This window comes from Vreelandella glaciei (genome assembly GCF_013415125.1).
In the GTDB taxonomy this organism is placed as follows: Bacteria; Pseudomonadota; Gammaproteobacteria; order Pseudomonadales; family Halomonadaceae; genus Vreelandella; species Vreelandella glaciei.
Map to the genome: position 1 here is coordinate 17,144 of NZ_JACCDE010000029.1, position 18,716 is coordinate 35,859.

The following is an 18,716-nucleotide window of genomic DNA, read 5'->3' on the forward strand; positions in this document are numbered from 1 at the left end:
ATGCATATTCACGATTTGATCGGCATCGGCTTCGGCCCCTCCAACATTGCCCTGGCCATTGCGCTTGATGAGCAACGTCAGGCAGGGCAAGCGAAGGATGCCTTGTTTATTGAGCGCCAGCCCTGCTTTGCTTGGCACCCGCATATGCTGCTGGAAAATGCCCATATGCAGATCTCTTTCCTCAAAGACCTGGTCACGCCGCGCAACCCAGGCAGCCGTTTCAGCTTTCTCAATTACCTCCACAGCAAAGGCCGCCTACAAGACTTTATCAATCTACAAACCTTCTTCCCCAGCCGCCACGAATTCAATGACTACCTAAGCTGGACTGCCAGCCACTTTGAACACCAGTGCACCTATGGAGAGGATGTGTTTGAAGTGCTGCCCGAAACGGATAACGACGAGGTCGCCTACCTCCGCGTGCGTTCACGGGATGAGAGTGGCGCGGTACAGGAAAGGCTCACCCGTTCATTGGTGATCAGCGTGGGCGGCGCGCCCAATGTGCCTGAATGCTTCGCCGGGCTAAAAGACGACCCAAGGGTCTTCCACTCCAGCCACTACCTCCGGGAGTTGGCAAAGCAAGACGCCCCCAAACGCATCGCCGTGATCGGTGCGGGCCAGAGCGCTGCTGAGATATTCCTGGATCTGCACGGCCGTGAAGGCCTTCAGGTGGATCTTATTAGCCGGGCATGGGCCTTTAAACCCTCCGACGATAGCCCTTTCGTCAACGAGATTTTCAATCCCGAATACACCGACTACGTGTTCAACAACCCCACCGGCCAGCGGGAAGCACTGCTGCAGGAGTATAAAAGCACCAACTACTCAGCCCCTGACTTAGCGCTGATTCAGGAGATTTACGATGTGTTCTATCAGCAAAAAGTAACCGGCCAGGCCCGCCACCGCTTCCGCCGCCGACATGAGGTTATTGGCAGCGAAGCAACTACTGAAGGCGTTGAGCTACTTGTACGCGATTTGGAGAGCGGCCATACAGAGTCCACCCGCTACGACGCCGTGGTGTTAGCCACCGGCTATGTACGCGACACTCATAAACAGCTGTTAGCCCCCGTCGCGGACTACCTGCCTGAGTTTGCCGTCAACCGCCACTATCAGCTTTACACCAAGCCTGAGTTCAAACCGGCTATTTTCCTGCAAGGCAGCTGCGAGCCCACCCATGGTTTAAGCGATACCCTGCTGTCGATTTTGGCGGCACGGACAAGTGAGATTTGTGCTGCTCTAGAGCAGACAACTGCCTCTTATGCCCCCTCTCCCTGTAAACAAGAAGTCACCGCTCCATAGCGTTCGGCCACCCCGAGGCTCACACGATGTTGACTTCGGGGTTTATATACTCATAATGCAAACAATAACAATTAGCATTTACATAAAATTAAAACGAACCCTATTCAAGGAGAACATTCGTGAACCAACCCACTTTCCGCAAGCGGTGGCTAACGGCCGCCATTGCTGTTGCTGTCTACAGCACGTCGTCAGCTGTGCTTGCTCAGAGTAATACAAACCTGTCGACAGACAGTGATGCTAGCGATCTGTCTACACTTACTGTTACCGGGGAGCGCCTGCCCTACGGTATGACCGAAAACAGCAATTCCTACACTAGCGAAAGCGCTAACATAGGCTTAGTTTCACAGTCTGTGCAGGAAACGCCACAATCCGTCAGCGTTGTGACCAGAGAACGCCTGGACGATCAAGGTACTACATCACTATCCGAAGCCATGCGTAACGTCACGGGTATCACAGTGAACGATTACGGGGGTAACCAATACGTAATCAAGGCACGAGGCTATAATATTGATTACTTTCTTGTAGATGGTAGCCCGGTTAAAGATGTCGGTTCCGCATGGCAAAGCGCTGGAATGTTCGACACATCGCTGCTCGACCGTATAGAGGTACTGCGTGGGCCCGCTGGTATTCTTCAAGGCTCTGGTGAACCTAGCGGCACTATCAACCTAGTCCGTAAACGTGCACTGGCTGAAAGCCAGGCCTCTGTTACCCTGTCTGCTGGCACCGATGATGCCTACCGGGGGGTGGTTGATGTTACCGGTGCGCTAGATAGCAAAGGGCGAGTACGGGGTCGCTTCGTTGGTATCTACGATGATAGAGGCTCTTTTATTGATCACGTTTACTCAGAAAATAAAGTCGGCTATGGTACCCTTGAATTTGACTTGTCTCCTGAGACGACTCTTTCAATGGGTGTTACTGTGCAGGATGAGGAATTTCGCCCTCACTCTGGGCTGCCTACCTACAATGACGGCACCCTACCCAATGTAGACCGTTCCACCTACCTCGGATCCAACTGGGACAAGCAAACGGGAGATTCGCAGCGCTATTTCCTGGAGCTTGAACATCGCCTCGCCAACGGTGGCGAATTAACGCTCAAGGCCAATCGGTTGGATCGCGATGCCAGCCAGATAAAAAGTAGTGAAGGGGTACTCACTGCTGACCAGAATTCTGGTGATTTTGCTATACGGCAGATCGCTTTTGATATGGAGCAGCAAGACGATTATTTAGAGGCCCAGCTTAGGACGCCATTCAAACTTTTTGACGCTTCACATGAAGCCGTATTTGGTGCTAGTTATCAAGATAGATGGCAGACGAGCAACTGGGTCTACGGCGCCCCGCAGTACCTTCCTCAAAATCTATTTGACCCCGTATATGATCGAGCTGAACCAGACTTCGACGTTTCTCCTGGCAGGTCAGCTTATAGCATCAAACAATACGCTGCCTACGGTCAAGCGCGCTTCAATATTGTCGATGATTTCACTGTTGCATTGGGTGGTCGATTCAACCGGTGGGAAACGAATAATTTCTTTGGCGGCAATGCGTCCAGTGATGACGGTACCGAATTTCTCCCCTACGCAGGCTTAATCTATCGGCTCAACGAAGAGCTCAACCTTTACACCAGCTACACAGGTATATTTCAGCCGCAAACAGCTATGGCTAATAATGGTGACCTCATTGACCCGAGAGAAGGTGAGCAGTACGAGGCAGGCATCAAGGGTTCCCATTTTGGGGGCGACTTGAACTGGCATGCTGCAGTATTCCGTATTGAAGACACCAATCGTGCCTATACGGATCCTAATAACCCAGGTTTTTCAATCCCCATCGGCGAAGCAAAGAGTGAAGGCTTCGAGCTAGAAGTCAGCGGCCAGCTGTTGCCTCGCTGGGATATCAGCGCAGGTTATGCTTATACGCAGACTGAGTTCGTGAGAGATGCCAACTCAGAAGGACTCACCCTCTCGCCTGACACACCTGAGCATAATTTCAACCTATGGTCACGTTATCGCTTTAGTGATAATCCAAATCAGGGCTGGCGCCTTGGTGCCGGCCTAAATACAGTCAGCAGTATTTATGCCGAAAGCGGTGATACTCGTATTGATCAAGGGGGCTATACCACTGTTTCAGCCCTGATTGGTTATCGAGTCAGTGAGAACTTAGATATCTCATTGAATGGCAACAACCTGACCGATAAGGAGTACTACTCTACAGTTCAAGGAATAACTAGACATAATTATTACGGTGCACCGCGTAATTTCATGGTGTCGATGAAGTATGACTTCTAAAAAAACAGCATAACAATACCAAATATCTCGATTGATAGATTTTTCACTCAGCCCCTCTTTGGGGCTGTATTTCATGCCAGAGTACTTCAATCAAAATTTACTATTACTACCATACATCACTTCTATTTAAACTAGATTTGAATTTTTGAAAAGCGCCATCTATCCAACACTGTCTAAAAAGGGTTCGCTATGCATTTTTTTCAATCGCTACCTAAATTCTGTTGCACTCTTGTTTTCTTACTTGGATTTTACTTTATCACCAGTCCAGCGCAGGCATCTAATGCCCCCTCATCCATTGCAGTTTTCGACTGGACCATCGCTGAAGCGCTTCTTTCACTTGATCCTGCCCCTGTTCTTATGGGCAATGTTGCGGCTTTCCACACATGGACCGGCAATGACTACGTTGATGCTGATATAACAAACATTGGCACCCGATCATTTCCTAACATGGAGTTACTAAGCAGCATTGATCCTCAGTATATACTCCTTGCGCCTCGCCAAACTCGTATGGCAGCTACATTAGCGAATATAGCACCTTCCTATATAACCCACTCATTTCCATTCGTGAATAATAGTAGCGATGAGTTGTGGGCAACCTTTGTTGCATTCATTCTTGAGGTCGGTGAACTTTCAGGCCGAAGAGCTTCGGCAGAGCAATTAATTACAAATACTAAACTTAATCTAGCATCTTTAAAAGATGAACTGGATCCACACCCTCCTTTATTAGTCATCCAATTAATAACTGAGCAATACGTGCGAGTATATGGTGATAACAGTATGTTTAACGAAGTGCTCCATCATTTAGGTCTCAACAATGCATGGACAGGAAAGACCAATCAGTGGGGCTACTCTATGGTAAGCATAAGGGAACTCTTTAAAGCTAAAGAAGCAAGGCTGGTCATTATGGAAAGTGCATTCCCCATAGGTATAGAAAACAATATCGAAAATAGCGGCATGTGGCGCTACCTTCCTAGCGTTCAGCGTGGAGATTTTATCGTATTACCATCTTCGTTTTGGATAGGCGGAGTCCACCCCTCTGCTCGACGATTTGCCAATGCCTTGGTGAAAGCCCTATGATAGACACAATTTTAATGAGCATACTTTTTTACTTTCATCCTAACCAGTTCACGCAAATGGAATACTATAGATGAAATAACTGTAGCGGCATGCCGCTACAGTTATTCTGTAGGCAAGAGGTCATAAAACCTTTACTCAAGCTGGCGCCTGCTCACCGATATACCGATGAGCACTTGCTTCCAGTAGCTCCTCCACTTGAGATATCAGATCCTCATCCCCAACAATTGAGAAGTGGTCATGGGGAGTCTCAATTGAGGTTCTCGGGATTCGATTTAACTGGTTCGCTAACGCCTGTCGCTCTTCCCAACCTCTTTTCGATTCCCACCAGCAGTCCACGTCACAGTCCAATGCGGGCAAGGCATCAAGCTGTAGTGAAAGGTACTTCAAATGCCGCGCCACGCAGAATATTCTAGCAAGCTCTTCGCTACCCAATGTTGCGTAACCCTCACGACCATATGCACCGAATGACGCCATTAGCTTCGACAGCTTAATGGCAACCTCATCCTCACTCGGTTCCTCCTTGCTCTCCTCCTTACCATCCCGAGCTTCAAGCGAAACACTTGGCAGTATCATCGATGCAAAGTTTGCAAAATCTCGCTGCCAGCTATCCTCGCTGTGCAGTTCACCGCCAGGTATATAGGGATCTATCAAAGCCAGTTGGCTCACATCTTGCCCCAGCCCTTCAAGTCGAGCCGCGATCAGTGCTGCCAATGCTCCACCAAGAGACCATCCCAATAGCCGATAAGGCCCCACGGGTTGTATGCGACGTATCGTCTCCACATAGTTATCAGCCATTGTTTCAAGTGAGGTATCTCGATGCTGTGGGTCGGTCAACATTCGGCAAGGTAGGCCGTAAACCGTACATACCCCCTGCAAACGTCGGGCTAACGGCTGATAGTCAAAAACCGTTCCCATTACGGCATGAATGCAGAACAGCGGCGCCTGACTGCGACACTCGCCATTGAGCATCACAGCCCCTTTTGGCAGAACCTTAGTGTGATTCCTCACTCCCAGCAGATCAGCAATGGTCGGCTTCCGCATCAGATCGAATAGTTTGAAGTCGAGTTTAGGTTCCCGCAGCGCTTGCAAATGACTCATTACTTTTAGGCTTAGCAAAGAATCACCACCTAATTCGAAGAAATTATCAGTTTCGCCGACCCGCTCAACGCCCAGCACTTGCTGCCAAATCTCGGCGAGTTGGTGTGCCTCTGGTGTGGAAGGTTCCACGTACTCCCGGGCTTCCCCTAGAAGAGGCTCAGGCAATGCTTTGCGCTCCACCTTACCGTTAGCATTCAGCGGCAGTTCATCGATCGTGACTATGACTCTCGGCACCATATAGTCCGGCAACTGTTGACCCAGTCGCTCTCGTAATGCGCTCGTGTCGATTTCGATGCCAGCTTGGGGAACCACATAAGCCACCAGTCTCGAAACGCCGGGGCCTTCTTGTGCCACCACCACTGCCTCGCGAATCTTCGGTTGCGATAGCAGTTCCGCTTCGATCTCACCTAGCTCTATGCGTAATCCTCGGATCTTAACTTGGTGATCAAGACGCCCCAAGTACTCGAGCTGGCCATCTTCCCGCCAGCGAACCAAGTCGCCGGTACGGTAGAGACGTTCTCCCGCTGTAAACGGATCGGCAACAAAACGATCTGCGGTTAAATCACTCCGGTTTAGATACCCACGAGCCAGACTTACCCCGCCCAGGTAAAGCTCACCCGCTACACCCTGCGGCACTAGGTTGAGCTCGCCATCTAAGACATAAGTGCGGGTGCCGCTAATGGGCCGCCCAATAGGTATCTGGCGTTGAGCGTCATCACGACACCACCAGTGCGTGACATGAATCGTGGTTTCGGTGGGGCCATACAGATCATGCAGATTGGCGCCATCAAGACACTCAGCCACATCTTGCTGTAGCGTCGCTGGAACGGCCTCGCCACCGCACATAATATGTTTGAGGCGCGTTTTGGCTCTAACATCGGGATAGGCCAGGAAGGCCTTGAGCATTGAGGGCACAAAGTTGAGCGTGGTAACGCCGTGCCGCTGGATCAGCTCGATAATACGCTCTGGATCTCGATGGTCACCTGGCTGGGCGATCACCAAACGTGCCCCAACGCTCAGCGGCCAAAAAATCTCCCATACAGAGACATCAAAGCCGAACGGCGCCTTGTGCAATACGGCATCGGTATCGTTTAGCTGGTAGGTCTCCTGCATCCAGACCATGCAGTTGGTCAAGGCATCATGGCGGATGGCGGCACCCTTGGGTCGCCCAGTGGAGCCCGAAGTGTAAATCACGTAGGCGAGGTGCTCGCCGTGCAGCTCCACCGCTGGATTGGAAGATGCATGATGCGCAACGTCCAGACGATCCAACTCAACAACGCTGAGTTTATTAGCTATTGGCAATGACTCGCGCAAGTGGTGCTGAGTCAGCAGCAGCTCGATGCCACTATCTTCGGCGATGAACCCCAGCCGCTCCGAGGGGTACTCAGGATCCAGCGGCACATAGGCGCCACCCGCCTTGAGAATCGCCAACAGCCCCACCACCATTTCGATGGAGCGTTCCATGGCGATGCCCACTCGAGTTTCAGGACGAACACCCAAACCAATCAAATAGTGCGCCAAACGGTTCGAACGAGTATTAAGCTCGTCATAGCTGAGCCGCTGCTCAGCGAAGATTAGTGCCGTGGCCTCAGGCGTCTTCATGGATTGGCGTTCAATCAGTTGGTGGATTGATTGACCACCGGGATGCAGGTGAGAGTTTTCTCCCCACTCACTCAACAGTTGCCGTTCGTTTTTTCCTAGCAGACTGATCTCGCTTAATAATTGCTCTGGCGCCGAGTGAAGGCTTTCAACAATGCCGACTACCGCCGCGTGCATGTAGTCACATAGCCGCTGAGCACCGACCAAACGGCTCACCTGCCCCACCAATTGAAAACCTTCTCCCAAATCATCTACCGCCATACCGATGGGATAGTTAGTACGCTCCTGGCCGCCCAATACCTCCATGCCTTCCCAGGTATGAACGGGGCTTTCATCTTGTTGAGGTGCGCTGTAACGATAGTTCAGTAAACTGGTAAAGAGTGGCGTCCCACCAGGCAATCCACTACAGCGCTGTGCTAGGCCGAGGCTGGCATGCTCGTGGTGCAGTAGTTCAGATAAAGCATTATGAGTATCGCGCAGGCACTGATCGACCCACTGTGAACCTGTTTTGATGCGCACCGGTAATGTATTGATAAACATCCCCAGCGCTCGTTCGGCCCCTTCAATGCCCTGCATACGCCCAAACAACACAGTGCCGAACACGACGTCGTCCCGCCCAGTAGTTTTACTCAGCACCAAGGCCCAGGCTAGGTGGAACAGGCTGGCCGTGCTGACACCATGCCGCTGCGCCTGTCGCCGCACCTGCCGGGCTAATTCCGATTCAAGAGGAACGCGCACTTCTTCGATATCGCTGCCATCGCCGCGCACTTCCAGCAGCCCAAAGGGCGCCGTGGGTTCCTTTACCTCACTCAGTTGCTCTCGGAAGAAATTCTCATGCGCTTCTGTACCTACACCCAGCCGGGCCTCCGCTACAAAGTTGCGGAATGGTAGCGGCTTGGGCAACGTGTCCTCACGCCCTTGCTGGATCAGGGCGATCTCTTCAACCAGTAGCTCAAGGGTGGTGTGATCCATCACTAGGTGGTGACTGGGTAACTGTAGCAACCACCGCTGTTGCTCGGCATCGTATGCAGCCACCGCCCGTAACATAGGTGCCTGGCGAACATCGAGGCGACGATATTCAGGATCCACCTGAGTGTATAACCATTCGGCTACACGGCCGGTTGACTCATCCGGCACCACTGACCATTCGATTTCCAGCACAGCATGTCTGGAAACCACCTGCACCGGCTCTCGGAGCCCTTCCCAGAGTACGGCGGTACGCAGAATATCGTGTCGGGCAATAAGCTGGTTAAAACCGGCTATAAATGCTTCCAGCCGTTCTCGACTATCGAAACCTAGCAAGCGAGGAGCCACGTAGGCATCACCCTTTTGCTGTAACCGGTGGTGAAAAAGGATCCCTTCCTGCAGCGGTACCAGAGGGTAGATATCCTGGATGTTAGCAGCACCACTCGGCACTGCTGCTTCAATCGTACTGATCTCCTCGGCGTTGAGTTCAATCAAGGTCAACATCTCAGGCTCAATAGCCTGGCACTCACGGGGGATCCGATTAGGCGGGATGACGATTTCCTGCCGCAATGGCTTTTGTGCAATGGCCTGGACAAAGGCCGCCAATGCTGGGAACTGAAACAGGGTTCGCACCTGCGTCGTCAGTCCCAGATGCCGCATTTGCTCCAGCACTTTTAGAGCCAACAGCGAATGGCCCCCCAATTCAAAGAAGTTGTCGTGACGGCCGACACGCTCAACGCCAAGGACTTCAGACCAGATTGCCGCTAATGCTTCTTCCACCTCGCCCTGAGGTGGCTCGTACTGCAAGCCACTGGCTAAATCCGGCTCGGGCAAGGCCTTGCGATCTACTTTGCCGTTGGCATTCAGCGGCAGCGCATCGAGGGTGACCACAGCTCCCGGCACCATATAATCCGGTAGCTTTTGACCCAGCGCTTCACGTAGTACAGCGGTATTGAGTTCACTGCCGTCTTGGGGAACCACATAAGCCACCAGCCTCGATCCGCCGGGGCCTTCCTGGGCGACCACCACCGCTTCGCGAACCGCCGGCTGAGCTAATAGCTCGGCTTCGATCTCGCCTAGTTCGATACGCAAGCCACGTATCTTCACCTGGTGATCAAGGCGGCCCAGGTACTCGAGCTGGCCGTCCTCCCGCCAACGCACCAGATCGCCGGTGCGGTAGAGGCGTTCGCCCTGCGCAAAAGGGTCAGCGACAAAACGTTCTGAGGTCAGGTCAGGGCGGTGCAGATAGCCCCGCGCCAAGCCCGCGCCACCGAGATAGAGTTCACCCGCAACCCCGGACGGCGCCAAGTTAAGATTCCCATCCAGTACGTAGGTACGGATACCTGCGATCGGCTGACCTATGGCTACGTGGTTGCGTCCATCGTCTTGGCAAGACCAGTGAGTAACATCAATGGCCGCTTCGGTTGGGCCATAGAGGTTGTAGAGTGCCACTTGAGGTAAACGGGAAAATACCTGGTTCTGCAACTCTGCCGGTAGCGCTTCGCCGCTACACACCATGCGTGTCAGACTGGTACAGGTCTCGACCTCGCCATGGGCCAGGAAGGCCTGCAACATTGAAGGTACGAAATGTAGCGTGGTGATCCCATGAGTACGAATCAATTCGACCAGTTGAACTGGTTCGCGGTGAGCGTCTGGTGGCGCCATCACTAGCCGGGCGCCCTGCATCAGCGGCCAGAAGAACTCCCACACGGAAACATCAAAACTGAATGGCGTCTTCTGTAGCACCGCATCGTCAGCCGTTAGGCCATAGGCATTCTGCATCCACTGTAGGCGGTTGGTCAGTGCATGGTGACGGTTGGCGGCGCCCTTAGGGCGCCCGGTAGAACCCGAGGTGTAAATGACATAGGCGAGATGTTCACCGTGCAGTGCCACCTCTGGGTTGGTTGACGTATGATGCGTCACATCCAACTGATCCAGCTCGATAACGCTGAGACTCTCAGACACCGGCAACGTATTGCGAAGATGCTGCTGGGTGAGCAGCAACTCGATGCCGCTGTCTTCGACCATATAGGTCAATCGATCGCTCGGATAATCCGGATCCAACGGTACGTAAGCACCACCCGCTTTGAGGATACCCAACAACCCCACCACCATCTCGATGGAGCGCTCAACAGCAATACCTATCCGAGTTTCGGGTTTTACACCTAGTCCGATCAGATAGTGAGCCAAGCGATTGGCGCGGGTGTTAAGCTCGGCGTAGCTAAGTAACTGCTCTTCAAATACTAGTGCCGTGGCCTCAGGGATTGCAGAAGCCTGCCGCTCGATCAGGTGGTGAACAGGCGATGCGTCGGGATACCGTTGAGAGCTTTCCCCCCACTCCTGTAATTGACGCTGTTCGCCTTTATCTAGCAACTCAATATCGCCCAGCGCACACTCCGGCGTCTCTACCAGCGCCAGTAGCATAGCCGTATAGTGCTGCGCTAGACGCTCAATGGTAATTGAATCGAACAACTCTTTTGCATAAACGAAACTTGCCTTCAGGAAATTATCCGCGCGCTCTACCACATTCAGCGTCAGCTCGAACTGCGACTCTCCCTTATCTAGTGGCCAACTGCTTGGTTCCAGTCCTGGTAGTGTCGGCAACTCGCCATAATCCTGCCACTGGTGATTGAACATCACCTGGAATAGCGGCGTCTGGCTCAGACTGCGATCCGGCTGCAGCGCCTCCACTAACTGTTCAAAAGGAAGATCCTGATGCTCTTGCGCGCCCAGCGCCGCACGTTTTCCCTGCTCCAGCGCCTTGGCCAAGCTCAGGCGACCATCCAACGGGTTACGGAGTACCTGCGTATTAACGAAGAAGCCCACCACGCCTTGGGTTTCCGTGCGGTGGCGGTTGGCGATCGGAACCCCGACCCGGATATCTTCTTGCCCCGTATAGCGATATAGCAGTGACTGGAAACCTGTCAGTAGCGTCATAAACAGGGTGGCGCCCTTCGCCTGGGCCTGCTGACGCAATCTACTCACTACCGAGGCAGGGAGCACTATTGCGTGGCGCGCAGCGTGATAGTGTCCATCGTCGCGACGTTGCCGGTCGGTCGGCAGTTGCAATACAGGATGTTCATCCCCCAGCTCCGCCTGCCAATAGGCCAGTTGACGCTCCTTTTCACCCGCCTCCATCCACTGACGCTGCCATAGGGCATAATCGGCATATTGAATCGGCAAAGCGGGTGGCTGCCAGGCCCCTCCTGTCACACGAGCGGAGTAGTCCGCAACAAACTCATCGATGATCAACTGCATCGACCGGCCATCGGAGATGATGTGGTGCATTACCACCACCAAAATGTGCTTCTCTTCTGCTAAACGTAGTAGCCCCACCCGCAACAGCGGCCCCTGTTCCAGATCGAAAGGGTCATTGCAAAGCCGATCAATCTGATCTTCTAATACCGCTTTGCGCTCATCCTTCGGCATATGGTTTAGCTCAACTTCGCACCATGCAAAGTTGCTCTCGGCCTGAACCACTTGCATCATCTCACCTTCGCCGTCGTCACGGAACAACGTGCGCAATGCCTCATGACGAGAAATCAAGGCGGTGAAGCTACCCCACAGTGCTTCAGTATCCATCGCCCCCTCAAGGGACAGAGCACCACTAATATGGTAAGCGCTGCTCTGGGGATCCAAGCGCCACAGGAACCACTGGCGAAGTTGGGCATAAGAGGGTGAGCAAGTGGTCTGTTGTGATACAGGGCGCCTAAGTATAGGAAACTGGCCAATGCCCAATCCTTGAGTACGAATCTTGTCGTAAACCACACGACGCTGCTCGCTAGGCAATCCGGCAAAGCGCTCCGCAATACGACGGGTATCGATATTACTCATTGAACGGTATCCATGCTGTCGATAAAGGAATCAATATCGGAGAGTGATTTCTCGAAACTGTGCCCACGGTTTAGCGCGACAATACATTCTGCTAAAGCGCGTAGAAGCGGATTCTTGAATACTTCAGATATATGAAGTTCAACCTGCATATCAGCTTGAACATGTGCCACCATCTGCACAGCAAGCAGAGAATGCCCCCCTAACTCGAAGAAGTTGTCGTGACGCCCTACTCGCTTGACACCCAGCACCTCGCTCCATATCGCCGCCAGCGTCTCTTCCGTTTCACCTTGAGGCGGTTCGTACTGCAATCCACTGGCCAACTCCGGCTCGGGCAGGGCCTTGCGGTCTACCTTGCCGTTGGCATTCAGCGGCAGGGCATCGAGGGTGACCATGGCGCCCGGCACCATATAATCTGGTAGTTTTTGACCCAGCACTTCGCGTAGTGAGGTGCTGTCGAGTTCACTGTCAGCCTGGGAAACCACATAGGCCACCAGCCTGGCACCATGGGAACCTTCTTGGGCGACCACCACCGCTTCGCGAATTTCCGGTTGCGATAGCAGTTCGGCTTCGATCTCACCAAGTTCGATACGCAGGCCACGGATCTTCACCTGGTGATCGAGGCGGCCCAGGTACTCGAGCTGACCATCCTCCCGCCAGCGCACCAGGTCACCGGTGCGGTAGAGGCGTTCGCCCTCGATAAACGGATCGGCGATAAAGCGCTCTGCCGTGAGATCACTGCGATTGAGATAGCCACGGGCCAGGCTTACCCCGCCGAGATAAAGCTCTCCAGCGACTCCTGGCGGAGCCAAGTTAAGATCACCATCCAAGACGTAGGTGCGGGTACCACTAATGGGTCGCCCAATGGGAATCTGGCGGTGAGCGTCATCACGACACCACCAGTGAGTGACATGAATAGTAGTTTCGGTGGGGCCATAGAGATCATGCAGGTGGGCACCATCAAGACACTCAGCCACATCTTGCTGTAGCGTCGCTGGAACGGCCTCGCCACCGCACATAATATGTTTGAGGCGCGTTTTGGCTCTAACATCGGGATAGGCCAGGAAGGCCTTGAGCATTGAGGGCACAAAGTTGAGCGTGGTAACGCCGTGCCGCTGGATCAGCTCGATAATACGCTCTGGATCTCGATGGTCACCTGGCTGGGCGATCACCAAACGTGCCCCAACGCTCAGCGGCCAAAAAATCTCCCATACAGAGACATCAAAGCCGAACGGCGCCTTGTGCAATACGGCATCGGTATCGTTTAGCTGGTAGGTCTCCTGCATCCAGACCATGCAGTTGGTCAAGGCATCATGGCGGATGGCGGCACCCTTGGGCCGCCCGGTGGAGCCCGAGGTATAAATCACGTAGGCGAGGTGCTCGCCGTGCAGCATCAACGCTGGATTGGTAGAAGCGTGATGCGCAACGTCCAGCCTATCCAGCTCAACAATGCTTAGGTTATCCGCTACTGGCAGTGACTCGCGCAAGTGGTGCTGGGTCAACAGCAACTCGATGCCACTATCGTCGGCGATGAAGGCCAGCCGCTCTGAAGGATACTCGGTATCCAGCGGAACATAGACGCCACCCGCCTTGAGAATCGCCAGCAGCCCCACCACCATCTCGATGGAACGCTCCATGGCGATGCCCACCCGCGTCTCGGGTTTTACGCCAAGACCTATCAAATAGTGGGACAGACGATTGGCACGAGTATTGAATTCGGCGTAGCTGAGCGACTGCTCTTCAAATACTAATGCAGTAGCCTCGGGCGTTACCTCGGCCTGGCGCTCGATCAATTGATGGATTGACTGAGTATCGGGATGCCGGTGGGAGTTCACTCCCCACTCGCTTAACAACCGCCGTTCTTCTTCTCCTAGTAGGCTGATCTCACTTATCGCTTGTTGCGGTGCCGCTTGCAGGCTTTCCACAATGCCAGCCACAGCAGTACTCAAATAATCACACAGTCGCTGAGCACCAATCGAACGACTCACCTGCCCCACTAATTGAAAGCCTTCTCCCAGGTCATCTACCGCCATACCGATAGGGTAATTAGTACGTTCATGGACATCCAGCGTCTCCATACCCTCCCAGGTATGGGTGGGATTTCCCTCTTTCTGTGGAGCACTGTAACGATAGTTCAGCAGGCTCGTGAATAGAGGCGCGCCACCGGGCAGTCCACTGCATCGCTGCGCCAGTCCGAGGCTGGCATGCTCGTGATGCATTAGTTCAGAAAGAGTATCGTGGGTGTGGCTTAGGCACTTATCAACACTCTGGGAACCTGTTTTGATACACACTGGTAGCGTATTGATAAACATCCCCAGCGCCCGCTCGGCACCTTCGATGCCCTGCATACGGCCGAACAGCACGGTGCCAAATACCGCATCATCCCGCCCGGTGGTTTTACTCAGCACCAAGGCCCAGGCCAGATGGAACAAGCTGGCCGTGCTGACACCATGGCGCTGGGCCTGTTGCCGAACTTGCTGGGCTAGCTCCGCTGGCAAAGGAAGGCGAACTTCCTCTATCTCGCTGCCATCGCCACGAACGTCTAACAGGCCGAAGGGCGCGGTCGGTTCTTCAATATCGCCCAACCGCTCACGGAAAAAGGTTTCATGCTCTTCCTGGCTTACCCCTAGTCGGGTCTGGGCAACGAAATTACGGAATGGAAGGGGTTGAGGTAGCTCATCTCCGCGGCCTTGCTGGATCAAGGCAATCTCTTCTACCAGTAGTTCGAGGGTGATGTGATCCATGACGAGATGGTGGCTAGGTAGCTGTAGCAACCATCGCCCATGCTCGGCATCGTATACAGCTACCGCCCGCAGCATCGGTGCGTGGCGCACATCAAGGCGATGATGATCCGGATCCACCTCAGCATTCAATTGTTCAGCGACACTAAGCGAAGAAGCATAATCAAAGTCTAACCATTCAAGCTCAAGCTGAGCATGGCGACATACCACCTGCACCGGCTCTCGTAATCCCTCCCAAAGCACGGCGGTACGCAGGATATCGTGGCGGGCAACCAGCTGGTTAAAACCGGCAGTAAAGGCTTCCAGCCGCTCTCGGCTGTCGAAGCCAAGCAAGTGTTGGGTCACATAGGCATCGCCCTCTTCCTGAAGCCGATGGTGGAAAAGAATGCCCTCCTGTAGCGGTGCCAAGGGATAGATATCCTGAATATTGCGTGCACCGCCGGGCACTGCCGCTTCGATGGCGCTGATTTCTTCACCATTGAGTTCGATCAAAGGCAGCATCTCGGGCAGGATTGCTGAGCAGCCATCTGGAATGCGGTTGGGCGGAATGCTGATTTCCTGCCGCTCTGATGCCTGAGTTAATGCCTTGGAAAAGGCCGCCAGTTCAGGGGATTGGAACAGCGTGCGTACCTGCGCCATCAAGCCCCATTGCCGCATTTTCTCCAGCACTTTCAGGGCTAGCAAGGAATGACCACCCAGTTCAAAAAAGTTGTCGTGACGGCCAATCCGCTCCACGCCAAATATTTCGGACCAGATTTTTGCGAGAGCGACTTCTACCTCGCCCTGCGGAGGTTCGTACCGCTGGCTTCCGGCCAAATCCGGTGCGGGCAGTGCCTTGCGGTCTACCTTACCGTTGGCATTCAGCGGCAGTGCATCGAGCGTGACCACGGCTCCCGGCACCATATAGTCTGGCAGATGTTGGCTCAACTGCTCGCGCATTGAGGTGGCGTCAAGTTCAATGCCTGCCTGAGGAACCACATAAGCCACCAGCCTCGAACCACTAGTTCCATCTTGGGAGACCACCACCGCCTCGCGAAGCGCCAGTTGCAATAGCAGCTGCGCTTGAACTTCCCCCAACTCCACCCGATAACCGCGGATTTTAACTTGATCATCCATACGGCCAAGGAATTCCAAGCTACCATCTGGCAATTGCCGCACACTATCACCGGTGCGATATAAACGTTCTCCTTCACCAAAGGGGTCAGCTACAAATCGTTCCGCCGTCATATCAAGACGCCCCAGATAACCGCGGGCCACCCCTACCCCTCCTAGATAAAGTTCACCGTTCACTCCTTGAGGCACAGGGTTCATCCAAGGGTCAAGTACTCGAATTTGCATGTTACGCAAGGGGGCGCCAATCGGTAGCGTAGATGCTCGCTGATCAGCACTTTCATATCTTTGTGTCAATGCTCCGACAGTTGTCTCGGTGGGGCCATAATGGTTAACAATTTGACAAGATGGATTTAGGTCTGAGATCCATTTAACCAGAGACCAATCGCTTACCTCCCCCCCAAGAACTAAACACCTTCTCGGCAATGTAGTTAATGGACTCTTTACACTCATTAGAGCGCGCAAATGGCTAGGCACTATTTTGAGGACATCAATTTCATGCTCATGCATGTATCTAGTAAAAGCGTCTGGATCAAGCGTGCTATCAGATGAAATCAAATGAAGAGTTTGCCCCTTGTACAAGGCGCCGAAGAGCATGGTATGGCCTAAATCCGCGGCTATTGTCGACACCATTGCAAAACTACGAACATCATCAGATAGCGCTAAAACTTCCAGAACCCCTTCCGTATAATTGCTAAGGGAACCATGCGTGATCCCAACACCCTTAGGTCGTCCGGTAGAGCCCGAGGTATAAATCACATAGGCGAGGTTCTCTCTGTGCATTACCACTTCAGGGTTCGTTGACGCATGGTGCGTGACGTCCAACTGATCCAGGTCGATAACGTTAAGGCTCTCGGCCACCGGCAACGACTCGCGAAGCTGCTGCTGGGTAAGCAACAGCTCAATGCCGCTATCCTCGACCATATAGGCCAACCGGTCACTCGGATAATCTGGATCCAGTGGCACATAGGCGCCGCCCGCCTTAAGAATAGCCAGTAAGCCCGCCACCATCTCAACTGAGCGCTCCATGGCGATGCCTACTCGGGTTTCAGGTTTTACACCCAAATCAATCAGATAGTTCGCCAACCGATTGGCGCGGGTATTGAGTTCGGCGTAGCTGAGTGACTGGTCTTCGAATACTAGCGCTGTGATATCAGAGGCTGCCGCTGCTTGGCGTTCAATTAGATGATGAATAGCTAGAATATCGGGGTATCGTTGAGTGTTGCCTGCCCATTTCTTCAATTGATGCTGTTCATTCTTATCAAGTAGTTCGATATCACTCAACGCACGTTCTGGCATCTCTGCCAGCGCCTTTAAAAAAACGACATAATGCCGCGCCAGTCGTCCAATGGTGGTGGAATCAAACAGCTCTTCAGCATAAATAAAACTTGTCTTCAGGTAACCATCATTACACTCCTCCACATTTAGCGTCAGCTCGAACTTCGCCTCTTTCTTTTCTAGTGGCCAGGTACTCAACTCCAATCCTGGTAGTGTCTTCAGCGCACTATGATCCTGCTGCTGATAATTGAACATCACTTGAAATAGTGGCGTGTGACTCAGGCTGCGCTCCGGCTGCAGCGCTTCTACTAACTGCTCAAAAGGCAGATCTTGATGTTCTTGAGCACCAAGCGCCGCACGTTTTGCCTGCTCTAGCGCTTCGGCCAAATTCAGGCGACCATTTAACTGATTGCACATCACCTGAGTATTGACGAAAAGCCCTACCACTCCTTGAGTTTCTGTACGATGCCGATTGGCGATTGGCACGCCTATACGAATATTTTCCTGCCCAGTATATCGATACAACAACACCTGTAAGCCCGTCAGTAGCGTCATAAACAGGGTAGCTCCCTGAGTCTGAACTCGTTGACGCAATCCTCTCACTAACGGTTCTGGAAGTACCATGTGGTGGCGTGCAGTGTGATAATGCCCATCGTTGCGACGCGGGCGATCAGTTGGCAATTGCAGCACTGGGTGTTCGTCACCTAGTTCCCCCTTCCAGTAGGCGAGTTGACGCTCTTTCTCACCCGCGTCCATCCATTGACGCTGCCAGAGTGCATAATCAGCGTACTGAATCGGCAAGGCTGGCGGCTGCCACGTCTCACCCATTACCCGAGCGGAGTAGTCCGTAGCAAACTCATCGATGATCAACTGCATCGACCAGCCATCGGAGACAATGTGGTGCATGACCACCACCAACAGCTGCTCTTCTTCAGCTAAACGCAATAGTCCCACCCGCAATAGTGGCCCTTGCTCCAGATCGAAAGGGTCATTGCAAAGCCGCGCAACCTGACTCTCTATTGCCGCTTCTCGCTCACCCTTTGGCACATGGCTCAGGTCAATATCAGACAATACGAAGTTATTTTCAGCCTGCACCACTTGCATTGCCTCGCCTTCACCATCGTCACGGAACACCGTGTGCAATGCCTCATGGCGTGCTACTAAAGCCGCGAAGCTCCCCCGCAATGCCTCAGAGTCAAGAGTTCCCTTAAGGATCACGGCACCCGTGATATGGTAGGCGCTGCTTTGGGGATCCATGCGCCACAGAAACCACTGGCGAAGTTGGGCATAGGAGAGTGTTCTGCTCTCTTTATTCTTAGACCTAACGATTGGCAACTGCGAAAAGTCGATACCCTGTTGTCTTAATGCCTCAAGAAATACGCTCTGCTTGTCTCGTGGCAAGTGTGCGAAGCGCTCAGCAATAGTGTGTTTATTGAGTTCCATA

Annotated in this window: 5 protein-coding genes; 3 read left to right on the top strand and 2 right to left on the bottom strand. The window is 53.2% G+C overall.

Annotated features, from left to right (window positions below):
• The 3 genes from HZS80_RS17670 to HZS80_RS17680 all read left to right on the top strand — a co-directional run bounded on the left by HZS80_RS17670 (position 1) and on the right by HZS80_RS17680 (position 4,649).
• Entirely contained in the window at positions 1–1,293 is a 1,293-nt protein-coding gene (locus tag HZS80_RS17670) for a lysine N(6)-hydroxylase/L-ornithine N(5)-oxygenase family protein (protein WP_179916793.1), read from the top strand.
• Between the two features lie 119 nt (positions 1,294–1,412).
• A complete protein-coding gene (locus HZS80_RS17675) occupies positions 1,413–3,572 on the top strand; it encodes a TonB-dependent siderophore receptor (protein WP_179916794.1) in 2,160 nt (719 codons plus the stop codon).
• A 189-nt stretch (positions 3,573–3,761) separates the two neighbouring features.
• Positions 3,762–4,649 carry an ABC transporter substrate-binding protein gene (locus HZS80_RS17680; protein WP_179916795.1) on the top strand — a complete coding sequence of 296 codons (888 nt, stop codon included), beginning with the start codon at positions 3,762–3,764 and terminating at the stop codon, positions 4,647–4,649.
• A 135-nt stretch (positions 4,650–4,784) separates the two neighbouring features.
• Here HZS80_RS17680 and HZS80_RS17685 read toward each other — a convergent pair whose 3' ends face one another.
• Together HZS80_RS17685 and HZS80_RS17690 are read right to left on the bottom strand one after the other, a co-directional pair.
• Positions 4,785–12,146 carry a non-ribosomal peptide synthetase gene (locus HZS80_RS17685; RefSeq protein WP_179916796.1) on the bottom strand — a complete coding sequence of 2,454 codons (7,362 nt, stop codon included), beginning with the start codon at positions 12,144–12,146 and terminating at the stop codon, positions 4,785–4,787.
• The gene (locus HZS80_RS17690) at positions 12,143–18,715 is read right to left on the bottom strand and encodes a non-ribosomal peptide synthetase (protein ID WP_179916797.1); all 6,573 of its coding nucleotides are present in this window, start codon (positions 18,713–18,715) and stop codon (positions 12,143–12,145) included. Before HZS80_RS17690 ends, HZS80_RS17685 begins: the two co-directional genes overlap by 4 nt.
• Between the last annotated feature and the right edge of the window lies 1 nt (position 18,716).